Source organism: Promicromonospora xylanilytica (assembly GCF_054782895.1).
Window position 1 is genome coordinate 126,954 of sequence record NZ_BAAGRP010000074.1, and the last position, 21,300, is coordinate 148,253.

The window sequence follows — 21,300 nt, forward strand, 5'->3', positions numbered from 1 at the left end:
GCAGGTCAGCCCGCGACCCGCAGGATCCGGAACCCCTTGGACGACGCCTCACGGGCCACCGGCAGGTCGAGCGTGTCGGTGATCCAGCGCGCGAGCGAGTCCGAGCCGAGGTTCTTCTGCACCACCAGCCACGCCTCGGCACCCTCCGCGAGGCGCGGCAGCCAGCGGGTCAGCAGGTCGTGCAGCGCCTGCTTGCCGACGCGGATCGGCGGGTTGGACCAGCACAGGTCGAACTCCAGGCCGTCGGGCACGTCGTCAGGCAGGACGGCGCGGACGTTGCCGAGCCCGAGCCGCTCGGCGTTGCGGCGCACGAGGTCGAGGGCTCGCTCGTTGACGTCGACGGCCCAGACCGTGGCGTGCGGCGCCTCGAGCGCGAGCGAGATCGTGATGGGTCCCCAGCCGCAGCCCAGGTCGAGCAGGTTGCCCGACGGCGGGGGCGCCGGCACCTCGTTCAGCAGCACCACCGTGCCCTTGTCCACGCCGCCGGGCGAGAAGACGCCCGGGGCCACCTCCACCTCCAGCTCACGGCCGGCGAGGTGGACGGTGCGGGTGCGGCGCTCGTCGTCCGAGGCGGGCTGCGCGGTGAAGTAGTGGTCGCTGGACACCGCGCCATCGTATGGCGTGCGGGGCCGCGCCGACGGTCGCCGTCAGCGCACGATCGCGGGCCGGAGGAGGAGCCAGCTCCCCACGGAGGAGAGAGTGATCACCACCCCGGCGGCCACCGCGAGCCACCACGGCTGGAACGCGGCGGCGATCTCGCTCATGGCGGGGATGACGACGATCAGCGCGGTCACGATCACGAGCACCACGCCGGCGGCGATGAGCTGTGGTCCCCGGGCGGCGAAGCGCACCCAGGACGCCGCGAAGACGCCGCCGACGGTGAGTGCGGTGAGCACCCCGAGGAACACGATCGGCACCAGCCGGAGCAGGTCGCCCGCCCCGAGGATGTAGACGTCGAAGATGTAGAAACCGGCGAACCAGTGGTCGGTCGCCAGCTCGATGGCGGTGAGCAGGGCGAGCACCGCGGTGATGTAGGCGGCGGTGATCGCGTACCACAGGAGCGTGCCCGCGACGAAGGAACGCCGTGTCGCACCGAGGGTCAGCGCGAAGGGGAACGTCGTGGCGACCGACGCGACGCCGAAGTACACCAGGAAGCCGACGAGCCCGTACGCGATGCCCGGGTTGCTCTGCGATCCCTGGATCCAGCCCTCGCTGCCGGGCAGGCTCCCGGAGCGCCAGAACAGCAGGGAGACCAGGACGGAGAACGCGGCGACGGTCCCCGCGATGTACAGGGGGACGGCGAAGGTGCTGACCCGCTGGTTGAGATGCAGCCTGACGGTGGAGATGACGGCGCTCATGCTCGCGCCCCTTCCTCGATGGATGCGGACCGCTCGTCGCCGAACGCGGCGACGAGGTCTTGCAGGGACGCGGGCGCGAGCCGGGCGCCGAGGCCTTCGGCGTCCGCACGGACGGAGTCGTCCGCCGTGCCCAGCACCGTGACCGACTTCAGCCCCGAGACCGTGTGGGACCGCAGGACGGTGTGGTGCTGTGCCAGCTGGTCGACGGCGGCCGTCGTGCCGCTCAGCGTGAAGGCCAGGTCGCGGGCGTCGTCGGCATCGCTGTCGACGCGCACCCGGCCGCGGTCGACGACCACGACCCGGTCGAAGAGCCGCTCGGACTCCTCGATGAGGTGGGTGGACAGCAGCACGGTGCGCGGGTGCGCCGCGTAGTCGCGCAGCAGCACGTCGTGGAACAGTGCCCGCGCGGTGACGTCGAGGCCCAGGTACGGCTCGTCCAGGAGGGTGACCGCGGCGCGGGACGCCAGGCCGAGGATGATCGCGACCGAGGACAGCTGGCCCCTGGAGAACTTCTTGATCTCGGTACTCGTCGGGATGCGGAACGCCTCGGCGAGCTCGCCCGCGACGTCCTCGTTCCAGTTCGGCGCGAACTCCGGTGCGATCCGGAGCACGTGCCGGAGCCGGTAGTTGTCGGGGTAGCGCTGGTTGTCGCGGACGAAGCTGATCCGGGAGAGCACCGACTCGTTCTCGAACGGACTCTGACCGAGCACGTCCACCCGCCCTGAGGTCGGTCTGTCCTGCCCGGCGATGATCGACATGATCGTCGTCTTCCCCGCTCCGTTGCGCCCGAGGAGCCCGCAGATCGAGCTCTCCGGTACGGCGAAGCTCACTCCGTCGAGCGCGGTGGTGCGCCCGAACGTCCTGGTCGCCGAGTGCATGTCGATGGCGTTCGTCACGATTCGTCCTCCTGCTTCTCGTCGATCATGTGATGGAGCTCCGCGTCGTCGATCTCGAGGAACCGCGCCTCGCGGAGAAGCGGCTTGATGTAGCGCTCGCGGAACTCCTCCCGTCGTCGGGAGCGGAGGAGGTCGCGCGCGCCCTCTGCCACGAACATCCCGATCCCTCGCTTCTTGTACAGCGCCCCCAGCTCGACGAGCAGGTTGACGCCCTTGCTCGCCGTCGCCGGGTTCATCTGGTGGAACACCGCGAAGTCGGTCGCCGACGGGACCGCCGTCCCCTCGGGGTACGTCCCGGCGACGATCTCGTCCGCGATCCTGGCGGCGAGCCGCTGGAAGGCCGGTCCCTCGTCTACGAACACGTCGCCACCGTAGTCCACTACCCGACTAATGGACCAGGGTGGTGGAGGGTGAACCTCGGCCGTGCGGGAAAGACATGGCCGCGGGACTTTCGGCCGTGGGATCCTTGTTGTACCAACGTCAGAACAGCCGAGAGTTAGGTAGTACATGACCCACACCCCGACAGAGCCCGAGCTCCCCGCTGAGGAGACGCCCGAACTCCGCGCAGTCCAGGCAGACGCCCAGGCGATCGCGAACGATGTCGTGGCACGGGTTCTCGCTCGGGCGGGGACCGCACGTGCCGACGGCGGGACGGTGCACACCGAGGCCGACGGCGACCAGCTCGACCTCGAGGAGCGCACCGCGCTGCGCCGCGTGGCAGGCCTCTCGACCGAGCTCGAGGACGTCACCGAGGTCGAGTACCGGCAGCTGCGCCTGGAGAAGGTGGTGCTGGTCGGCCTGTTCGCGGGTGGCGAGCACGCTGCCCGCGACGCGGAGATCTCGCTGCGCGAGCTCGCCGCGCTGGCGGAGACCGCCGGTTCGCAGGTGCTCGACGGTCTGCTCCAGCGGCGGCAGAAGCCCGACCCCGGCACGTACCTGGGTTCCGGCAAGGCCGTCGAGCTGGCTCAGGTCGTCCTGGCCTCGGGTGCCGACACGGTGATCGTCGACGGCGAGCTCGCCCCGTCCCAGCGCCGTGCGCTGGAGGACGTGGTGAAGGTCAAGGTCGTCGACCGCACGGCCCTGATCCTGGACATCTTCGCGCAGCACGCGAAGTCCCGTGAGGGCAAGGCCCAGGTCGAGCTCGCCCAGCTCGAGTACCTCCTGCCGCGCCTGCGCGGCTGGGGTGAGTCGATGTCCCGCCAGGCCGGTGGCCAGGTGGGCGGCGCGGGCGCCGGCATGGGGTCGCGTGGTCCTGGTGAGACCAAGATCGAGCTGGACCGGCGGCGCATCCGCAACCGGATGGCCAAGCTGCGGCGCGAGATCGCCGCGATGAAGCCGGCCCGGGAGACCAAGCGGCTGAGCCGCAAGCGCAACGCCATCCCCGCCGTCGCGATCGCCGGGTACACGAACGCCGGCAAGTCGTCGCTGCTGAACGCGCTGACCGGTGCGGGGGTGCTCGTCCAGAACGCGCTCTTCGCCACGCTGGACCCGACGGTCCGCCGCACCAAGACCGAGGACGGCCGGGTCTACACGTTCACCGACACGGTCGGGTTCGTGCGGCACCTGCCGCACCAGCTCGTCGAGGCGTTCCGGTCCACGCTGGAGGAGGTCGGCGACGCCGACATCCTGCTGCACGTGGTCGACGCGTCCCACCCCGACCCGGAGGGGCAGATCGCCGCGGTGCGCGAGGTGCTGTCCGAGATCCCGGCGTTCGAGGACGTGCACGAGATCGTGGTGCTGAACAAGGCCGACATCGCCGACCCGACGGTGGTGGGCCGGATCCAGCGGCGGGAGCGGCACACCGCCGTCGTCTCGGCGCACTCCGGTGAGGGCATCGCCGAGCTGCGGGCCCGCATCGCGGCCGAGCTGCCGCGGCCCGGCATCCAGATCGACCTCGTGGTCCCGTACGACCGGGGCGACCTGGTGCACCGGGTGCACGAGCACGGCGACATCGAGCTCACCGAGCACGTCGCGGCGGGCACGCACCTGCGTGGTCGCGTCGACGAGCAGCTGGCGACCGAGCTGCAGCGGGTCGCGGCAGGCTGACCCGCCCCGCCACGCAAACCGCTTGCAGGGCTGCGCAAGCCCTGCAAGCGGTTTGCGTTATCCGTGACTAGGATCGACGTCATGTCGAGACGGTTAGCGGATGTCGCGAAGAAGGTAGGGGTCAGCGAGGCGACGGTCAGTCGCGTCCTGAACGGGAAGCCCGGCGTGTCCCAGGGCACCCGGGACGCCGTGCTCACGGCCCTGGACGTGCTGGGCTACGAGCGGCCCACCAAGCTGCGGGGGAGCCGCGGCAAGCTGGTCGGGCTGGTGCTGCCCGAGCTGGTGAACCCGATCTTTCCCGCGTTCGCGGAGGTGATCGGCGGCGCACTGGCCCAGCAGGGCTACACGCCCGTGCTCTGCACACGGACGGCCGGCGGTGTCACCGAGGCGGAGTACATCGACCTGCTCCTGCAGCAGCAGGTGTCGGGTGTCATCTTCGCCGGCGGCTTCTACGCCGAGCGGGAGGCCGACCACTCCCACTACCGGCGGCTGGAGGACCTCGGGCTGCCCGTGGTGCTCATGAACGCCTCGATCGAGGACCTCGGCTTTCCGCGTGTCGCGACCGACGACCTCGTGGCGATCGAGCAGGCGATGGGCCACGTCGCGTCGCTGGGGCACCAGCGGATCGGCCTGCTGCTGGGTCCGGCCGACCATGTGCCGTCGGAGCGCAAGCTCGCGGCCGCGCGCCGGTTCGCGCAGCGGCACGGCCTGCCGCTCGACGCCGACGTGGTGGTGCACTCGCAGTATTCCCTGGAGAGCGGCCAGGCAGCCGCCAACCGGCTGATCGAGCGGGGCGCCACCGCGATCGTCTGCGCCAGCGACCCGCTGGCCCTCGGTGCGATCAGGGCGGTGCGACGGGTGGGGCTGACTTGCCCGGGGGACGTCTCGGTGGTCGGGTTCGACGACTCGGCGCTGATGAACTCCACCGACCCTGCCCTGACGACCGTGCGCCAGCCGATCGAGCCCATGGGGCGAGCCGCCGTCGACCTGCTCGCCGCGCTCATCGACGGCAACGACGTGCCGCGTGACGAGCTGCTCTTCGAGCCCGAGCTCGTGGTGCGCGCCTCCACCGCTGCCGCGAAGGTTGTCGCGAATCGATAAAGGTTCTGTCGTGTTCTTGCGCGACTGTTGTCATGTGACTTACGGTTCACCGCATGACGACGACGTCCGAACCTGCCGTGGAGCCGTACCCCGCCGCGCCCGAGTGGTGGCGCAGCGCCGTGATCTACCAGATCTACCCCCGCAGCTTCGCCGACGGGAACGGTGACGGCACCGGCGACCTCGCCGGCGTCCGCTCCCGCCTCGGCTACCTGCGCGACCTGGGCGTCGACGCCATCTGGTACACGCCCTGGTACGCCTCGCCGCTGGCCGACGGCGGCTACGACGTGCGGGACTACCGCCGGATCGACCCGGCGTTCGGCACCCTCGCCGACGCCGAGGCGCTGATCGCCGAGGCCGCCGAGCTGGGCATCCGGACCGTGGTCGACGTGGTCCCCAACCACGTCTCCGCCGAGCACGAGTGGTTCCGGGCGGCGCTCGCGGCCGGCCCCGGCTCCCCGGAGCGTGAGCGGTTCTGGTTCCACGACGGCCGCGGCCCCGGCGGGGCGGAGATACCGACCGGGTGGGTCTCCAGCTTCCAGGGGCAGACCTGGACCCGTACGACCAACCCGGACGGCACGCCCGGGCAGTGGTACCTGCACCTGTTCACCCCCGAGCAGCCGGACCTGAACTGGAACCACCCCGACGTGCGGCAGGAGCACGAGGACGTGCTGCGGTTCTGGTTCGACCGGGGTGCCGCCGGCATCCGGATCGACTCGGCGGCCCTCATCGTCAAGGACCCCGCCCTGCCGGAGGTCCCCGAGGCCGCGGGGCCGGGGGAGCACCCTCACCTGGACCGCGACGAGATCCACGACATCTACCGCGGCTGGCGCCGGGTCGCCGACTCGTACGCGGAGCCACGGGTGCTCGTCGGCGAGGTGTGGCTCGCCGACCACGAGCGCTTCGCCCGGTACCTGCGGCCCGACGAGATGCACACGGCCTTCAACTTCGACTTCATGGCGCGCCCGTGGGACGCCAAGGAGCTGCGCGAGTCCATCCGGACGACCCTCGAGGCACACGCCCCCGTGGGGGCTCCGGCCACCTGGGTGCTGTCCAACCATGACGTCACCCGGCCCGTGACCCGGTACGGCCGCCAGGACTCGTCCTTCGACTTCGCCGCCAAGCGGTTCGGCACGCCGTCCGACCTGGAGCTGGGCACCCGCCGGGCGCGGGCCGCCGCCCTGCTGGTCGCCGCACTGCCTGGTGCCCTCTACGTCTACCAGGGCGACGAGCTCGGGCTGCCCGAGGCGGAGGTCCCGAGGGACCTGATCCAGGACCCGATGCACTTCCGTTCCGAGGGCGTCGACCCCGGCCGGGACGGCTGCCGCGTCCCGCTCCCGTGGACCCGCACGGGGGAGAGCCTTGGATTCGGGCCGGCCGGCGGTGCCGCGCCCTGGCTGCCGCAGCCCGCCTCCTGGGGCGACTGCTCGGTCGAGGCGCAGGACGGCGACCCGGGGTCGATGCTCAGCCTCTACCGCCGGGCGCTGCACCTGCGGCGCGACCTCGGCGCACTGCACACCGAGGAGCTCGCGTGGCTCGACCTCGCCCTCGGCACCGCGGGGGACGACGTCCTCGCGTTCACCCGCGGCGCGGGCTTCGCCTGCGTCGTCAACCTCGGGACGGATCCAGTCCCGCTGTCCGCAGGGGCCACGGTGCTCCTGGCGAGCGGTCCCGTCGACGGCGCCGTCGGCCCGGACACCGCCGTCTGGCTCGATCTGCCGCACTGACATCCGGCTCGGCCGACCCCGCCCTGCCCGTCCTCAGCCTTTCCGAACCCGAAGCAGTGCTTTTCCCCAGTGGCCGTCCCAGCGGCACAGAACACAAGGAGTGACAATGAAGTCAGCACAGAAGCGACCGGCGTTCGCCCTGGTGGGCGTCCTGACCGTCGTGGGAACGCTCACCGCATGCGGCTCGTCGTCGGAAGCGTCCGACGAGCCGACCGGCCCGGTGACCATCCAGGTCTCCATCGACGCAGGGCTCGAGCAGCCGGCCATCGACGCTTTCGACGAGCGCATCGCGCAGTTCGAGAAGGACAACCCGGACATCCAGGTGGAGACCAAGGAGTTCACCTGGTCCGGCACGACGTTCGCCGCCGAGCTGGCGGGCGGCACCCTGCCCGACGTCTTCCCGATCCCGTTCACCGACGGCCGGGCCCTCATCGAGCAGCAGCAGATCGCCGACGTCAGCGAGCTCGTGGCCGAGCTGCCCTACGCGGACCAGTTCAACCCCACGATCGCCGCTGCGGGCCAGGACGCCGACGGCGCCATGTGGGCCGTGCCGATCGCCGCCTACAACCAGGGCCTGCACTACAACCGCCGGCTCTTCGAGGAGGCCGGGCTCGACCCCGACAACCCGCCCGCCACGTGGGACGAGGTGCGCGAGGCGGCCAAGGTCATCTCGGACGAGACCGGCCAGGCCGGCTACGCGCACATGACGCAGAGCAACACGGGTGGCTGGATCCTCACCACCGAGACCTACGCGCTCGGCGGCCGCATGGTCGAGGGCGAGGGCGAGGCGGCGACCGCCACCGTCGACAACGACGCGACGGTCGCGGCGCTGGAGATGCTGCGGGAGATGCGCTGGGAGGACGACTCCATGGGGTCCAGCTTCCTGTACGACTGGGGCACCATCAACCAGGACTTCGCCGCCGGCAAGATCGGCATGTACGTCTCGGGCGGCGCCAACTACCCCAACCTGTTCACCCAGAACCAGATGAATCCGGACGAGTACGGGGTGACGGTGCTCCCGCTGGAGGGCGACGACGCGGGCACGCTCGGCGGAGGCACGCTCGCCGCCGTGAGCTCGGCGGCTTCCGAGGCCGAGCAGGCGGCGGCCGTGAAGTGGATCGACTTCTACTACATCTCCAAGCTGACCGACCAGGAGGCCGCCGTCGCGGAGGCCGAGGTCGCCGCAGAGACCGACCAGCCCGTCGGCGCCCCGGCCCTGCCGATCTTCGACCGCGCGACCTACGAGGAGCAGCAGAGCTGGATCAAGGACCTCGTCAACGTCCCGCTGGAGAACTTCGCGCCCATGACCGACGAGATGTTCGACCAGCCCGTCGTCCCCGAGCCCGCCGTCGCCACCCAGGACGTGTACGCGGCGCTCGACCCCGTGGTCCAGGCGGTGCTCACCGACGAGGACGCCGACGTCGACGCACTGCTCGCCGACGCCCAGACCCAGGTCCAGGGCCTGCTCGACCGCGGCTGACGATGACCACCCTGTCCAGCCCGATCCGGACGACGACGGCGGCCACCCCGCCGTCGTCGTCCGTGCCCCGCAGGCGCGGCCGCCGCGCGCCCAGGGAATGGCTGCGCGACGGCGGCCTGAGCACCCTCGTCATCGCCCTGCCGATGATCCTGGTGTTCGGCGTGTTCTCCTGGTTCCCGATCGGGCGAGCCCTGGTCATGAGCGTCCAGGAGACCAACCTGGTCACGGCCCCCGTGTTCGTGGGGCTCGACAACTTCGCGTACGTGCTGCAGGACCCGCTCCTGGGCAAGGCCGTCGCGAACACGCTCTGGTTCGCCGTCCTCGCCCTCGTCTTCGGGTACCCGATTCCCCTGGCCGCCGCCGTGCTGATGAGCGAGGTGCGGCGGATGCGGGGCCTGTTCTCCGCCCTGGCGTACCTGCCCGTCGTCGTGCCGCCCGTCGTGGCGGTGCTCCTGTGGAAGTTCTTCTACGACGCGTCCGACACCGGCGTGTTCAACACCATCGCCGGCTGGGTGGGCCTCGGCCCGTACCCCTGGCTGCAGGACGCCTCCAGCGCCATGCCGTCCCTCGTGCTCGAGGCGACCTGGGCGGCGGCGGGCGGCACGGTCATCATCTACCTCGCCGCGCTCGTCGGGGTACGCACCGAGCTCTACGAGGCCGCCGAGGTGGACGGCGCAGGGGTGTGGCGCAAGATCTGGCACGTCACCCTGCCCCAGTTGCGCGGCGTCCTGTTCATCACCCTGATCCTGCAGATCATCGGCACCTCGCAGGTGTTCCTCGAACCCTTCCTCTTCACCGGCGGAGGACCCAACAACGCCACCCTCACGATCCTGATGCTGATCTACGACTACGCGTTCGGGAGCAGCCTCGGCGGCAACTACGGGGCCGCGACCGCCCTGAGCCTGATGCTCGCCGGCGTCCTCGCCGTCCTCTCCGCGGTGTACTTCCGCGTGACCCGACCCTGGAGCAGCTGACATGGCAGCCACCCTCGAACGCGGCATCGTCTCGTCCCACGACAGGCGGCGGCCCAGCGTACGGAACTCCCTCGGGGTGCTGCAGGGCGGACTGCTGGTCGCCCTGGTCGTCGTCGGGCTCGGGCCCGTCCTCTGGCTCGCGAAGGCGGCGGTCACCCCGACCCAGGAGACCCTGCGCGAGCCGCTGGGGCTGTTCCCCACCGGCGTCGACTGGGCCAACCTCGCCACCGCCTGGACCCGGGCCGAGATCGACCACTACTTCGTCAACACCCTGATCCTGGCCGTCGGAGCCTGGTTCTTCCAGATCCTGGTCGCCACCACCGGCGGCTACGTGCTCTCGGTCCTGCGCCCCCGGTACGGCAACGCCATCTTCGGGCTCGTCCTGGCGACGCTCTTCGTGCCGTCCGTCGTGCTCCTCGTGCCGCTGTACCTGACCATCCTCGACGTGCCCATCGTGCACGTGAGCCTGCTCAACACGTTCTGGGCCGTCTGGCTGCCCATGGGCGCCAGCGCGTTCAACGTGCTGCTGGTCAAACGGTTCTTCGACGGCCTGCCGCGGGAGATCTTCGAGGCCGCCCGGGTCGACGGCGCCGGACCGTTCCGGCTGCTGTGGAGCATCGTGCTGCCGATGTCCAGGCCGATCCTCGGCGTCGTCTCGGTGTTCGCCGTCATCGCCGCCTGGAAGGACTACCTCTGGCCGCTGCTCGTGCTCCCCGACCCGGCCAACCAGCCGCTGTCCGTCCGGCTGCCCGCCATCGCCCCCTACCTGGAGCTCGACGTGTTCCTCGCGGCGCTCGCGATCTCGACGGTGCTGCCGATCGCGCTCTTCCTCGCCTTCCAACGCCTGTTCCTGAGCGGCGCCGGACTGGGCGGGGCGGTCAAGGGATAGCACTCCGGGCGGCGTCCTGTCCCTGTGGACGACATGGGGTGCGTGTCGGTGGTCGCGCCTAGGATCGAGAGTGTGACCAGCCTTCCCGACGCACCTGCCGCACCCGCCTCCGACGAGCCGATTCCCGACGTCGAGGAGCTGCTCGACCTCGCGGTCGGTGAGCTCGGCGGTGGGCGCCGGGACGGCCAGCACCGGATGGCGGTGGCGGTCGGCGAGGCGATCGAGAAGGGCGAGCACCTGCTCGTCCAGGCGGGCACCGGTACCGGTAAGTCGCTCGGTTACCTGGTGCCCGCCGTCCGGCACGCCGTGGCCGCGCAGAGCAAGGTGATCATCTCGACCGCGACGCTCGCCCTGCAGCGCCAGGTCATCACGCGCGACCTCCCGCTGGTGGCGAAGGCGGTGGCGCCGCTGCTCCCGCGCGAGCCGCGCATCGCGCTGCTCAAGGGCTGGCACAACTACTTGTGCGTGCACAAGATCGGGGGCGGGTACCCCGCTGACGAGCCCACGCTGTTCGACCTGCCCGGCGGCGAGGACCACCCGCGCACGGAAGAGCCCGCGGCGTCCGGCGGGGCGCGCGGGCGGCGCAAGGACGACGGTGCGACGCTCGCCGACCACGTCCGCCGGCTGCACGAGTGGGCGGGGGAGACGGAGACGGGTGACCGTGACGACCTGGTGCCCGGCGTGCCCGACCGGGCCTGGCGCCAGGTCTCCGTGACCGCCATGGAGTGCCTGGGCGGCAAGTGCCCCATGCTCGCCGAGTGCTTCCCGGACAGGGCGCGCGCCATCTCGCGGGACGCGGACGTGGTGGTCACCAACCACGCGATGCTGGGCATCGCGGCGACGGGCAGCCCCGGGGTGCTCCCTGAGCACGACGTCGTGGTGGTCGACGAGGCGCACGAGCTCACGGACCGGGTGACGTCGTCGGCCACGGTGGACCTGTCCATGGCCTCGGTGGAGAACGCCGCACGGCTGGCCCGCCGGCACGCGGGCACCAACACCGACGCCCTCGACCAGGCGGCGCAGGCCCTCGGGACCCTGCTCGTCACGGCGCCGGCCGAGCGGTTCCCCACCGGCCTGCCGGACGAGCTGCGGACGGCCGTCGGCGCGGTGCGGGACGCGGCGCGCGAGGTGCTGAGCACGCTCAAGCCGGACACCGCCGGCGGAAAGGGCCAGGCCCAGGGCCAGCCCGAGCCGGGGCTCAAGATGGCGCAGGGGGCGATGCTCCAGCTGTTCGAGACGGCCGAGCGCATGGCGTTCCAGGACACGAGCGCCGACGTGCTGTGGTGCTCGCGCCCCGACAACGGCTGGGGCGGGTTCGGCGACAACGTGACCCGCCTGCACGCGGCACCGCTCCACGTCGCCGGCCTGATCCGCACGCACCTGCTGGGCGAGGCGACCGGCGTCTTCACGTCGGCGACTCTGGCGCTGGGCGGCACGTTCGAGCCGGTGGCGGGCACGCTGGGCCTCAAGGGCGAGGACGCCCCGCCGTGGCGGGGACTGGACGCGGGCAGCCCGTTCGACTACCCGCGCCAGGGCATCCTGTACACGGCGCGGCACCTGCCGGCGCCCGGCCGCGAGCCCACGACGGAGGCACAGCTCGACGAGATCGCCGAGCTCATCACGGCGGCGGGCGGCCGTACGCTCGGCCTCTTCTCGTCCCGGCGTGCGGCCAACGCGGCCGCCGAGGCGATGCGGGAGCGGCTGGACTTCCCGATCCTGGCGCAGGGCGACGACCAGCTGCCCACGCTCGTGCGCCAGTTCGCCGACGACCCGACCGCCTGCCTGTTCGGCACGCTGTCGCTGTGGCAGGGCGTCGACGTGCCGGGGCCGTCGTGCCAGCTCGTGCTCATCGACCGCATCCCGTTCCCCCGCCCCGACGACCCGGTCAAGGCGGCCCGAGCCCGGGCCGTCGAGCAGGCCGGGGGCAACGGGTTCATGGCGGTGTCCGCACAGCACGCCGCGCTGCTGCTCGCACAGGGGGCCGGGCGTCTCGTGCGGAGCATGGACGACCGCGGGGTGGTCGCGGTCCTGGACCCGCGGCTCGCGACCGCGCGGTACGCGTCGTTCCTGACCCGGTCGATGCCCGGGTTCTGGCCCACCACGGATCCAGCACTCGTTCGCGCCGCGCTCGCCCGGCTCGACACATAGCCTGGAACACATGGCAGCCCACCCGGACGTCCAGGACACGGAGCCGTCAGGTTCCCGTACCACCAAGCTGGCCGTCGTGGGCGCGGGGGCGGTCGGTTCGACCCTCGCCTTCGCGGCACTCACCCGAGGTTCGGCCCGCACGATCGCCCTGCACGACGTGAACCGGGCCAAGGTCGAGGCGGAGGTGCTCGACCTGCGGCACGGCCTGATGTTCACGTCGCAGGCGCAGGTCGAGGGCTCCGACGACGTGGCGGTCTGCGCGGGGGCGGACGTCGTCGTCGTGACCGCCGGGGCGAAGCAGAAGCCCGGGCAGACCCGAACCGACCTCGCCGAGGCGACCATCGGGCTGATGCACCAGATCCTGCCGGGGTTGGTGGAGGTGGCGCCCGACGCCACGTATCTGATGGTGACCAATCCCGTGGACGTGGTGACCTACGCGGCCCTCCAGATCTCCGGCCTGCCGCGGGAGCGACTGTTCGGCAGCGGTACCGTCCTGGACTCCTCGCGGCTGCGCGTCGTCCTCGCCGAGCGCTGCGGTGTGGCCGTCGGGAACGTGCACGCGTACATCGCCGGGGAGCACGGCGACTCCGAGATCGCGCTGTGGAGCTCCGCCACGATCGGCGGCGTCCCGTTGCTGGACTGGGTGCCGCTCGGCGACAGGCCGCCGATCGACGCCGCCGTGCGCGCGGAGGTGCACCGCGAGGTGGTCGACTCGGCCTACCGGATCATCGCGGGCAAGGGGGCGACCAACTACGCCGTCGGCCTGGCCGCGACCCGCATCATCGAGGCGGTCCTCAAGGACGAACGCCGGATCATGCCGGTGTCGTCGTTGCTGGACGACTATCACGGCATCGGTGACGTCTGTCTGTCCGTGCCGTCCCGCGTCGACCGGCGCGGGGTCACCGACAACGTGCGGGTCCCGCTGTCCGACGACGAGCTGACGGGCCTGCGCGCCTCGGCGGACAGCGTGCGAGCGGTCCAGAAGCGCTTCGGCTTCTAGGGGCGTGCCCGGGCGGCGAGAACGGGGTGGTGTTCCTGCTGTGGACCCAGCAGGAACACCACCCCGTTCTCCATCGGCTGTGCAGCCCTAGAGGCTGCGCAGGACCGCGACCACGCGGCCCAGAACCTGAGCCTCGTCGCCCGGGATGGGTTCGTAGGCGGGGTTCTGGGGCAGCAGGAACACGTGCCCGTCCGTCTGCTTGAACGTCTTGACCGTCGCCTCGCCATCGATCATGGCCGCGACGATCTCACCCTGCTCGGCGACGTTCTGGCGCCGCACGACGACCCAGTCCCCGTCGCAGATCGCCGCGTCGACCATCGAGTCGCCGGCGACCTTGAGGAGGAACAGCTCGCCGTCGCCGACCAGCTGACGGGGGAGCGGAAAGACGTCCTCCACGACCTGCTCGGCCAGGATGGGGCCACCGGCCGCGATCCGGCCGACCAGCGGCACGTACGACGGCGGCGGGGTGCTCGCGTCGTCAGGTACCGAGCCGCCCCAGTGGACCTGGCCGCTACGCCGCGGCTCGGGCCAGTGGATCTCGCCGCGGCTCGGCTTGTCGACCTGGTCCGCCAGGGGCTCGACGAGCTCCATCGCACGCGGTCGGTTCGGGTCGCGACGCAGAAAGCCCTTCTTCTCGAGCATCTGGAGCTGGTGCTTGACGCTCGACGGGCTGGCCAGCCCGACCGCCTCGCCGATCTCGCGCATCGACGGCGGGTAGCCCCGCGTCTCGAACGACTGCCGGATCGTGTCCAGCACGAGGCGCTGCCGCTCGGTGAGGCGGTCCGTCGGTGAGATCGCGTGCACGTCGGCGACCGCCTTGTCGCCCGGCGCGTCCAGCGTGGCGACGCCCGAGAGTGCCGTGTCGACGGCTCTCGTGTCGCTGGTCCCGTCCCGTCCCGTCATGCCCGTGCCCCTCCCGTTCCGACAAATGTTCTCCTCTGCGCGACCCACTCTAGATCACAAACCCGCTCGGCTCAAACGAATGTTCGAGCGTGTCTCGACATCGACGGTGTCCCGTGCTACACAATGGTACGGGCGTTCGACGAACGTTTGTATGAACGGCAAGAACTCAGTCACTCTTCGAGGAGGGGCCATGGGGGACGTGATCCCGTTGCGGCAGTACACCCCGACGTATGGGCAGGCGTACGCGCCGACGTACGGCCGGGCGCTCGCGCCGGCGGCCGGACCGGTAGTGCACCGGGCGTATCCGCCGGCCCGGGCGCGAACGATCGCGGACCGGCTCGGCGTGGCAGGCCTGCGGCTCACCCGGCGAGGCCGGGTGGCGCTCGTGCTGCTGGCCATGCTCCTGCTCGCGCCGATGATCACCTGGGGTGCCACGGCGGTGGCGAGCGCCCCTGGCGAACCGACGGAGGTCCGGGTGCACGCGGTGCAGCCGGGGGAGACCCTCTGGGGCTTCGCCCGAGAGATCGCGGAGCCTGGTGAGGACGTGCGGCACGCCGTCGGGCGGCTCCAGGAGCTGAACCAGATGTCGTCGGGCGCTCTACGGGTCGGAGAGCTGTTGCTCCTTCCCAAGGAGTGACCGGAGGCCTCGATTCGTCGTCAAATGCTGCGGCGATGTTGCATGAGGGTGGTTTGCCCGCTTACCGTCGGGACGCGACCGGAGGCCTCCGGTCCGTGGTCGACCCACGCAGGAGTGAGCATGCACTGCCCGTTCTGTCGCCACGCCGACTCGCGCGTAGTGGACTCACGGACCGCCGACGACGGCCTGTCGATCCGGCGCCGACGGCAGTGCCCGAACTGCAACCGCCGGTTCACCACCGTCGAGACCGCCAGCCTGTCCGTGGTCAAGCGCTCCGGCGCCACCGAGCCGTTCAGCCGCGACAAGGTCGCCGCGGGCGTGCGCAAGGCGTGCCAGGGGCGGCCGGTGAGCGATGACGACCTCGCCATCCTGGCCCAGCGCGTCGAGGAGACCCTTCGCAGCAACGGCAGCGCCGAGATCGACGCGTACGAGGTGGGTCTCGCGATCCTCGGCCCCCTGCGGGAGCTCGACGAGGTGGCCTATCTCCGGTTCGCGAGCGTCTACCAGTCGTTCGACTCGCTCGAGGACTTCGAGAGCGCGATCACCTCGCTCCGTGCCGAGCGTGCCGAGCGGGCCGCCGCGCAGGCCTGACGGCGCACGGGCGGCCGTATGGGCGCCGGCGTGCCCAGGCCGGGGTCGCCCGCGAAAAATGTTGGCACCCACGTGTGCCGTAGTGCAGGCTGAGCGGACGACGGACCCGATCGAGGGACCCCCGGAACAAGAGGAGGTGATCGGTGTGACGGACGAGAAGCCCACTACCGAGGCGGCCGAGGCGGCCGAGACCCAGGGCGCCGAGGAGCCCAAGGTGGCGACGGCGCCGAGCTCGGACGCCAAGGCGAAGTTCAAGGAGGCGCTGGACCGCAAGAACGCGGCCCGGCACCGGACCGCCGCGGGCGACGTGAATACCGGTGCGGTGCACGGTTCGGAGACGACCGGCCCCGTGCAGAAGATGTTCCGCCGCAAGAGCGGCTGAGCCTCGGTGGTAGGGGCCGCCGACCTGGTGAACGACCAGGTCGGCGGCCTTCGTCGTACTCATGTGGCACCGGGAGGAAGCCGGTGCGATGCTCACCGAGTCCTGGGCTCCCAGGAGAGCCGCACGAGCGACATTCGCGTTCCTAGGTCTCTCGCCAGTACTGGGTGAAGATCCCCGGTGACGGGTCGTAGGCCCAGACCGTCCCTGTGGCGGCCATGGCGCTCCGAACCAGCCGCCGGTCGGCGAGGCTCCGCCGGATCCTGCGTTCGATGTCGTCCGGGTCGAAGCGACTGAGGATGTCGGCACGTGCCCTGGCGACCGCGTCCGCGTACCGGGGGTCGCCGGCGAGGTCATGCCTCTCATCGGGGTCGGTCGAGAGATCGAACAGCTGGTGACCGTGGCCGTGCACGTAGACGTACTTGAGATCCCCTTCGCGGCGCATCCAGCACGGGGCATACACACCCTCCGAGTGATACTCGACGAACACAGGCGCTGCGGGGATCTCCGCGTTGCGCAGCTCGCCGACGAGGCTGCGCCCGTCCTGCCGCACGGGTTCGACGCCCACCAGGTCGCACAAGGTTGACGTCAGGTCCACGAGGGACACCGGAGTCGCGGAGGTGACGCCCTGTGCCTCGACAGGGCCACCGCCGATGATCAGTGGTACCCGGGACGACCACTCGTAGAAGGTTCGCTTCTGGACCATTCCTCGCTCGCCCAGCATGTCGCCATGGTCGCTCGTGAACACGATCACCGTGTCGTCGGCGTGGCCGGTCTCCTCCAGCGTGTCGAGCAGCTCGCCGACCTTGTCGTCGATGTAGGTGACCAGGGCGTAGTAGGCCCGGCGCGTCCGGGCCACCTCCTCCGGGTCGGTGAGGTCCACGCCGTCGACGCCGTGCAGTGCGTCCACCCAGTCGTCCATCGGTGACCGGGGGAGTTCCGGGCTCGCGGGTACTCGCACGGGATCCGTCTCGGCGTCGGCGTACAGGTCCCAGTACTTCTGCGGGGCGAGGAACGGCTCGTGGGGGTGGTGGTACGAAGCCACCAGCAGCCACGGGTCCTGTTCCGGCTCTGTGGCCGGCATCTGCAAGGAACCGCGCCGGGACGTGCGCCGGGAGCGGAGATACTCCAGCGCTCGGTAATGGGCCTCCTCGTCGAACTGCAGCTGCTCGGTCCATTGCACGGGGCCCGAGGTGACGTAGTCGATCGCGATCGGTGGCCCGTCCGGGTTCCCCGGGTGTGCGAACCTGCCGACGGCGTCGCGGTCGGGCGTCCAGGCCAGCGTGCTCGGGAACATGTCGGTGGTGAGCCGCTTGGCGAACCCGTGCACCTGGTCGGCGCCCACGAAGTGCATCTTTCCGGCCAGGGCGGAGTCGTAGCCTGCCGTGGCGAGGTAGTGCGGCAGCATCGGGATGTCCGAGCTGATCGGCGCGGCGTTGTCCCAGGCGGAGTTCGTGGACGCGTACCGCCCGGAGAGCATCGAGCTGCGCGATGGTGAGCACACCGGGACCGGGCAGTATGCGGCGTCGAACCGCACGCCCCGGCGGGCCAGCCGCTCCAGGTTGGGCGTCTGTACCACCGGGTGGCCGTACACGCCGGTGAGGTCTGCGATCATCTGGTCGGCCATGATGACCAGCACGTTCGGACGGTCAGGCACGTCGGGCATCCTCTCGCTCGGTGAGCTGGGTGATCTCGCGAAGTTGCATGGCGGCTGTCCGCATGCCGTCCGGGAACGGAGTGACCGCCGCCAGCTCTCCGATCACCTCGACGACCACGGGTGCTTCCGGCCAGCGGCGTGCGGTTTCCCGGCACAGCCCGGTCACGTCGAACGGGCCGTCCAGCGGAAATGTGCGGTCCCGGTATCCGAGAAGCTGGTTCGTCGGGCGGTGGTTGGCGTTCGAGACCTGTACTGCGAGGACGTCCACGCCGTCGAGGTGCTGCAGGTCCTGGAGGGACTGGCCGGCACGGAAGAAGTGGAAGGAGTCGAGCAGCATCCCGATCACGCCGTCGTTCAGCGCCGTCAGCACGGGTGCGAGCTGGTCCGTACGGCGCAGCACATCGTGATGGCCGATCGGCTCGACGGCGAGCCGCAGGCCGGCGTCCCTTGCGATCGGTAGGGCGCGGCGCAGCCCTGCGGTCACGGTGTCCGAGTCGCCGGCAGGCCGCATGAAAGGCATCACGAAGTAGCCGGCACCCGCTTCTGCGGCGCGGTAGATCTCCGCCCGCATGGCGCCCTCGAGCTCGTCGTCCCACCGCGCGTGCCACCCGTGCAGTGCGGCCGAGGGCGAGACGCCCAGGAGTCGCACGCGGTGCGCGCGCAGCGCGGCGGTGAGGCTGTCCGTGTCCTCCCCGAGGGCCTCCGACGTGAGCTCGACGCTCCCCAGTCCGTACTGCGCGGCGCCCATGATGACCTCGAGCGCGGTCGCCGTCGGAACCGTCTGGTTGTTGATGCCGAGCATGGGCTCGGGCACCGCCTCTCCGGCCAGGGTCGGCTCAGTCATCGAGCACGTCGAGGAACGTCGTGGTGTCGACGTAGTCCTCGGGCTGGAGCTCGGCTCCCTCGAGAGCGCCGATGTCCTCGAACGTCGACTGCATCGTTCCTATCCACCGCAGAACCGTGCCGTCCTGGTAGAGCTTCGCCCACTCGTCGTTCGTGTAGGCCTCGGTCCGGGCATAGAGCGATTCGCACTGCTCCTGGTCCATGTTCTCGGCGATCCGTGGGCAGAAGATGTCCAGGGCGGCATCCGGATCGTTAACGATGTCGGTGTTGGCCTGCTGCCAGGCACGGACCATGCCCTGCACCAGTTCGGGCCGGTCCTCGTAGAACCCGTTGGAGGACACCCAGCCGCCGGAGATCGGCGCGTCCAGGTCGGCGGCGCTGGCGATCAGGTTCGCATCCGGCATGATCTCGGTGACCTGCTGGTCGAACGGTGCCCACAGGGACGCGACGTCCACGCCGCCGGTCACGAAGGTGTTCGCCACGGCCGGCATCTCCAGGTTCACCATCTCGACCTCGTCCCTCGAGATGCCGGCTTGATCCAGGGCGACCTGCAGGACCAGGTCGGACGCGGTGCCGGAGGTGGTGGCGATCGTGGACCCCTCGAGGTCCTCGATGCTCGTGACACCTGAGTCGGGCGCGGCCCAGATCTGGTGGACATCGGTCTGCTGATTGTTCAGAACCATGACGTGGCCCTGCCCCTTCGCAGGGAAGTTCGCCACGACGGCGCCCATGACGCCGACGTCGAGGCTGCCGCCCGTCAGCGCCTGGGACAGAGAGATGCCGGTCTGGAACGCCGTCGTCTCGATCTGGATCCCCTGCTCGGCGAAGTACCCCGCCTCGTCTGCGACGAAGAGCTGCGCGATGTCGTGCGCACCGGGAATGTAGCCGACCCGTACGGTGGTCAGACCGTCCTCGGACTCCGAGGCTGTCTGAGGAGAACCGGCACAGCCTGCCAGGGTGAGCGCGGCGGCCGCCGCAGCGGCCGCGAGTGCGGTGGTGCGTGTGGTGATCACGGGGTGTCCTTTCGGGCAGCCGGCCGCTCGACGTCGTGGAGCAGGTGCTCCACCTGGCGGCGTAGGGCGATGAATTCTTCGGTGAGCTTGAGGTCGTGGTCGCGTTCGGCGCCCCACGGGACGTCGATGATCGCTTGGATGCGGGCTGGACGGGCGCCCATGACGACCACGCGATCGGCCAGATACAGCGCCTCCTCCACCTGGTGGGTGACAAAGAGGACCGTGCGGCGTTCTTGTCGGCTGATGTCGAGCAGTGCTTCCTGCATGTGCTCGCGGGTCTGGGCGTCCAACGCGGCGAAAGGTTCGTCCATCAGCAGGATCGCTGGATCCACGGCGTACGCCCGGGCGATCGCGACGCGCTGGCGCATACCACCCGAGAGGGTCTTGGGGAGCGCGTCCCGAAAGGCGGTCAGCCCCATCAGGTCCAGGTACCTGTCCACGGTCTCCGTCCGTCGTGCCGGGTCGCCGCGCCATGCGCGCAGGCGCGTACCGAACCCGATGTTGCGTTCGACAGAGAGCCACGGGAACACGGCGTACTCCTGGAAGACCACGCAGCGGGACGGTCCTGGTCCCGTGACCGGCTCCCCACCCACCTCGACGGTTCCGTCGTCCGGTGTGACGAAGCCGGCGACCGCGTTGAGCAGCGTGCTCTTGCCCGAACCGCTGGGGCCGACGATCGCCACGAACTCCCCCTCGGCGGCGGCAAGGCTGATCCGTTCCAGCACACTGACGCGTTTGGCACCGCGGCCGAAGCCGACGCTGATCTCCCGAACGTTGAGGTCGGTGGTGGTGGTCATCGTTCTCCCCTGTCCTGCCAGCGCAGCACGCGACTGGCCGTCACACGAATAGCGAGGTCCATCGCGAGCGCCGCCGCACCGATGAGGATGATTCCGGCGTACATGGTGGGCACGTCGAGGTAGTTGCTCGCGTTCTGGATCGCAGCGCCCAGGCCGTCCTGGGCGGCTACCAGTTCCGCAGCGACGAGCGAGGACCAGCCGATACCGAGCGAGATGCGCGCCGCAGTGAAGATGTGGGGCGTGGACAAGGGGAGCACCACGCGGGTGAACAGCTCCATTCGCCCTGCTCCGAGGGTGCGACCGGCGCGGACGTACTTCTCCTCGATCCCGCCGATCCCCTCGTAGACCACGATGATCGTGGCGAAGAAGGCTGCGTAGACGAGGATCACCTCACGTGCGACCTCCCCGATGCCGAAGTAGATGACGACCAGCGGAACGAGAGCGATCGGCGGTAGGGCGCGGAAGAAGTTCACGAGCGGGTTGAACGTCACCCGTGCCCGAGGAAACCAGCCCAGGGCGAAGCCGATGGGGATCGCGGCCGCCATACCGATCGTGACCCCGATGACGACGCGACGACTGCTGATGAGGAGGTCGTTGAGCAGGTTGCCGGACCAGAGCCCTTCCAGGAGCACCCGCCCGACCTCTCCTGGTGTGGGCAACAGACCGGGCTGCATGAGACCCAAGGTCGAGGCGAGCTGCCAGGCACTGACGATGATGACGAATCCGAGCATGCCAAGGGCCGTGTCGACGACCGCTCGGCGAACCCGCCGAGCCCGTTCGGCGGACCGCTCGGACTGTCGGGTCGGTGGTGTGTCACCCCCGGGTGACGCAGACGGTGGGACAGCTAGTTGCTGATGCATGGAC

Annotated in this window: 21 protein-coding genes; 11 read left to right on the plus strand and 10 right to left on the minus strand. The window is 70.5% G+C overall.

Features of this window, described 5'->3' with window-relative positions:
* Window positions 1-5: 5 nt before the first annotated feature.
* From ACYVK7_RS23475 to ACYVK7_RS23490, 4 genes are read right to left on the minus strand one after another with little or no spacing between them, the layout of a single operon-like run.
* Window positions 6-605 (minus strand): class I SAM-dependent methyltransferase, encoded by a 600-nt coding sequence (locus tag ACYVK7_RS23475; RefSeq protein ID WP_460890141.1) that lies wholly within the window; start codon window positions 603-605, stop codon window positions 6-8.
* A 42-nt stretch (window positions 606-647) separates the two neighbouring features.
* Complete coding sequence (locus tag ACYVK7_RS23480; RefSeq protein ID WP_460890142.1) at window positions 648-1,358, minus strand: hypothetical protein; 711 nt, start codon at window positions 1,356-1,358, stop codon at window positions 648-650.
* Window positions 1,355-2,254 (minus strand): ATP-binding cassette domain-containing protein, encoded by a 900-nt coding sequence (locus ACYVK7_RS23485; protein WP_460890143.1) that lies wholly within the window; start codon window positions 2,252-2,254, stop codon window positions 1,355-1,357. The genes ACYVK7_RS23480 and ACYVK7_RS23485 overlap by 4 nt, the downstream gene beginning before the upstream one ends.
* Entirely contained in the window at window positions 2,251-2,616 is a 366-nt protein-coding gene (locus ACYVK7_RS23490; RefSeq protein ID WP_460890144.1) for a GntR family transcriptional regulator, read from the minus strand. The genes ACYVK7_RS23485 and ACYVK7_RS23490 overlap by 4 nt, the downstream gene beginning before the upstream one ends.
* Before the next feature lie 145 nt (window positions 2,617-2,761).
* Between ACYVK7_RS23490 and hflX the strand changes: the two genes are divergently transcribed.
* The 8 genes from hflX (at window position 2,762) to ACYVK7_RS23530 (ending at window position 13,616) form a co-directional block, all read left to right on the plus strand.
* Window positions 2,762-4,300, plus strand: a complete 1,539-nt coding sequence (hflX, locus tag ACYVK7_RS23495; RefSeq protein WP_460890145.1) for a GTPase HflX — start codon at window positions 2,762-2,764, stop codon at window positions 4,298-4,300.
* Between the two features lie 81 nt (window positions 4,301-4,381).
* Window positions 4,382-5,401 (plus strand): LacI family DNA-binding transcriptional regulator, encoded by a 1,020-nt coding sequence (locus tag ACYVK7_RS23500; protein ID WP_460890146.1) that lies wholly within the window; start codon window positions 4,382-4,384, stop codon window positions 5,399-5,401.
* Between the two features lie 53 nt (window positions 5,402-5,454).
* Window positions 5,455-7,125: a glycoside hydrolase family 13 protein gene (locus ACYVK7_RS23505; RefSeq protein WP_460890147.1), complete on the plus strand. Its 1,671-nt coding sequence runs from the start codon at window positions 5,455-5,457 to the stop codon at window positions 7,123-7,125.
* A 106-nt stretch (window positions 7,126-7,231) separates the two neighbouring features.
* The gene (locus tag ACYVK7_RS23510; protein ID WP_460890148.1) at window positions 7,232-8,605 is read left to right on the plus strand and encodes an ABC transporter substrate-binding protein; all 1,374 of its coding nucleotides are present in this window, start codon (window positions 7,232-7,234) and stop codon (window positions 8,603-8,605) included.
* A gap of 2 nt (window positions 8,606-8,607) precedes the next feature.
* Window positions 8,608-9,579 carry a carbohydrate ABC transporter permease gene (locus tag ACYVK7_RS23515; RefSeq protein ID WP_460890149.1) on the plus strand — a complete coding sequence of 324 codons (972 nt, stop codon included), beginning with the start codon at window positions 8,608-8,610 and terminating at the stop codon, window positions 9,577-9,579.
* Window position 9,580: 1 nt separating this feature from the next.
* Window positions 9,581-10,468 (plus strand): carbohydrate ABC transporter permease, encoded by an 888-nt coding sequence (locus ACYVK7_RS23520; RefSeq protein WP_460890150.1) that lies wholly within the window; start codon window positions 9,581-9,583, stop codon window positions 10,466-10,468.
* Window positions 10,469-10,501: 33 nt separating this feature from the next.
* Window positions 10,502-12,616 carry an ATP-dependent DNA helicase gene (locus tag ACYVK7_RS23525; RefSeq protein WP_460890279.1) on the plus strand — a complete coding sequence of 705 codons (2,115 nt, stop codon included), beginning with the start codon at window positions 10,502-10,504 and terminating at the stop codon, window positions 12,614-12,616.
* A 10-nt stretch (window positions 12,617-12,626) separates the two neighbouring features.
* Window positions 12,627-13,616 carry an L-lactate dehydrogenase gene (locus ACYVK7_RS23530; protein WP_460890151.1) on the plus strand — a complete coding sequence of 330 codons (990 nt, stop codon included), beginning with the start codon at window positions 12,627-12,629 and terminating at the stop codon, window positions 13,614-13,616.
* An 87-nt stretch (window positions 13,617-13,703) separates the two neighbouring features.
* Here ACYVK7_RS23530 and lexA read toward each other — a convergent pair whose 3' ends face one another.
* Window positions 13,704-14,519: a transcriptional repressor LexA gene (lexA, locus tag ACYVK7_RS23535; RefSeq protein ID WP_460890152.1), complete on the minus strand. Its 816-nt coding sequence runs from the start codon at window positions 14,517-14,519 to the stop codon at window positions 13,704-13,706.
* A 190-nt stretch (window positions 14,520-14,709) separates the two neighbouring features.
* Here lexA and ACYVK7_RS23540 point away from each other — a divergent pair, with 190 nt between their 5' ends.
* From ACYVK7_RS23540 to ACYVK7_RS23550, 3 genes are all read left to right on the plus strand, one after another.
* A complete protein-coding gene (locus ACYVK7_RS23540) occupies window positions 14,710-15,156 on the plus strand; it encodes a LysM peptidoglycan-binding domain-containing protein (protein WP_460890153.1) in 447 nt (148 codons plus the stop codon).
* A 120-nt stretch (window positions 15,157-15,276) separates the two neighbouring features.
* Complete coding sequence (gene nrdR / locus ACYVK7_RS23545; protein ID WP_357463254.1) at window positions 15,277-15,747, plus strand: transcriptional regulator NrdR; 471 nt, start codon at window positions 15,277-15,279, stop codon at window positions 15,745-15,747.
* Window positions 15,748-15,892: 145 nt separating this feature from the next.
* Window positions 15,893-16,129 carry a DUF5302 domain-containing protein gene (locus tag ACYVK7_RS23550; RefSeq protein ID WP_460890154.1) on the plus strand — a complete coding sequence of 79 codons (237 nt, stop codon included), beginning with the start codon at window positions 15,893-15,895 and terminating at the stop codon, window positions 16,127-16,129.
* 142 nt (window positions 16,130-16,271) lie between these two features.
* On the opposite strand, the gene betC is transcribed toward ACYVK7_RS23550, so the two are convergent.
* Genes betC through ACYVK7_RS23575 form a run of 5 tightly spaced genes read right to left on the minus strand, consistent with a single transcriptional unit; the run spans window position 16,272 to window position 21,167 of the window.
* Window positions 16,272-17,783, minus strand: coding sequence for a choline-sulfatase (betC, locus tag ACYVK7_RS23555; protein ID WP_460890155.1), 1,512 nt, complete (start codon window positions 17,781-17,783; stop codon window positions 16,272-16,274).
* Window positions 17,776-18,627 carry a sugar phosphate isomerase/epimerase family protein gene (locus ACYVK7_RS23560; protein ID WP_460890156.1) on the minus strand — a complete coding sequence of 284 codons (852 nt, stop codon included), beginning with the start codon at window positions 18,625-18,627 and terminating at the stop codon, window positions 17,776-17,778. The genes betC and ACYVK7_RS23560 overlap by 8 nt, the downstream gene beginning before the upstream one ends.
* A complete protein-coding gene (locus ACYVK7_RS23565) occupies window positions 18,620-19,639 on the minus strand; it encodes an ABC transporter substrate-binding protein (protein ID WP_460890157.1) in 1,020 nt (339 codons plus the stop codon). The genes ACYVK7_RS23560 and ACYVK7_RS23565 overlap by 8 nt, the downstream gene beginning before the upstream one ends.
* Complete coding sequence (locus ACYVK7_RS23570; protein ID WP_460890158.1) at window positions 19,636-20,436, minus strand: ABC transporter ATP-binding protein; 801 nt, start codon at window positions 20,434-20,436, stop codon at window positions 19,636-19,638. The genes ACYVK7_RS23565 and ACYVK7_RS23570 overlap by 4 nt, the downstream gene beginning before the upstream one ends.
* Window positions 20,433-21,167, minus strand: a complete 735-nt coding sequence (locus tag ACYVK7_RS23575) for an ABC transporter permease (RefSeq protein ID WP_460890159.1) — start codon at window positions 21,165-21,167, stop codon at window positions 20,433-20,435. Before ACYVK7_RS23575 ends, ACYVK7_RS23570 begins: the two co-directional genes overlap by 4 nt.
* Window positions 21,168-21,300 lie beyond the last annotated feature (133 nt).

Bases quoted from the DNA above. Each gene is read 5' to 3' on its own strand.
- ACYVK7_RS23480 (WP_460890142.1), bottom strand. From the start codon at position 1,358: ATGAGCGCCGTCATCTCCACCGTCAGGCTGCATCTCAACCAGCGGGTC.
- hflX (WP_460890145.1), top strand. From the start codon at position 2,762: ATGACCCACACCCCGACAGAGCCCGAGCTCCCCGCTGAGGAGACGCCC.
- ACYVK7_RS23500 (WP_460890146.1), top strand. From the start codon at position 4,382: ATGTCGAGACGGTTAGCGGATGTCGCGAAGAAGGTAGGGGTCAGCGAG.
- ACYVK7_RS23505 (WP_460890147.1), top strand. From the start codon at position 5,455: ATGACGACGACGTCCGAACCTGCCGTGGAGCCGTACCCCGCCGCGCCC.
- ACYVK7_RS23510 (WP_460890148.1), top strand. From the start codon at position 7,232: ATGAAGTCAGCACAGAAGCGACCGGCGTTCGCCCTGGTGGGCGTCCTG.
- ACYVK7_RS23515 (WP_460890149.1), top strand. From the start codon at position 8,608: ATGACCACCCTGTCCAGCCCGATCCGGACGACGACGGCGGCCACCCCG.
- ACYVK7_RS23520 (WP_460890150.1), top strand. From the start codon at position 9,581: ATGGCAGCCACCCTCGAACGCGGCATCGTCTCGTCCCACGACAGGCGG.
- ACYVK7_RS23525 (WP_460890279.1), top strand. From the start codon at position 10,502: ATGGGGTGCGTGTCGGTGGTCGCGCCTAGGATCGAGAGTGTGACCAGC.
- ACYVK7_RS23530 (WP_460890151.1), top strand. From the start codon at position 12,627: ATGGCAGCCCACCCGGACGTCCAGGACACGGAGCCGTCAGGTTCCCGT.
- lexA (WP_460890152.1), bottom strand. From the start codon at position 14,519: ATGACGGGACGGGACGGGACCAGCGACACGAGAGCCGTCGACACGGCA.
- ACYVK7_RS23540 (WP_460890153.1), top strand. From the start codon at position 14,710: ATGGGGGACGTGATCCCGTTGCGGCAGTACACCCCGACGTATGGGCAG.
- nrdR (WP_357463254.1), top strand. From the start codon at position 15,277: ATGCACTGCCCGTTCTGTCGCCACGCCGACTCGCGCGTAGTGGACTCA.
- ACYVK7_RS23560 (WP_460890156.1), bottom strand. From the start codon at position 18,627: ATGACTGAGCCGACCCTGGCCGGAGAGGCGGTGCCCGAGCCCATGCTC.
- ACYVK7_RS23570 (WP_460890158.1), bottom strand. From the start codon at position 20,436: ATGACCACCACCACCGACCTCAACGTTCGGGAGATCAGCGTCGGCTTC.
- ACYVK7_RS23575 (WP_460890159.1), bottom strand. From the start codon at position 21,167: ATGCTCGGATTCGTCATCATCGTCAGTGCCTGGCAGCTCGCCTCGACC.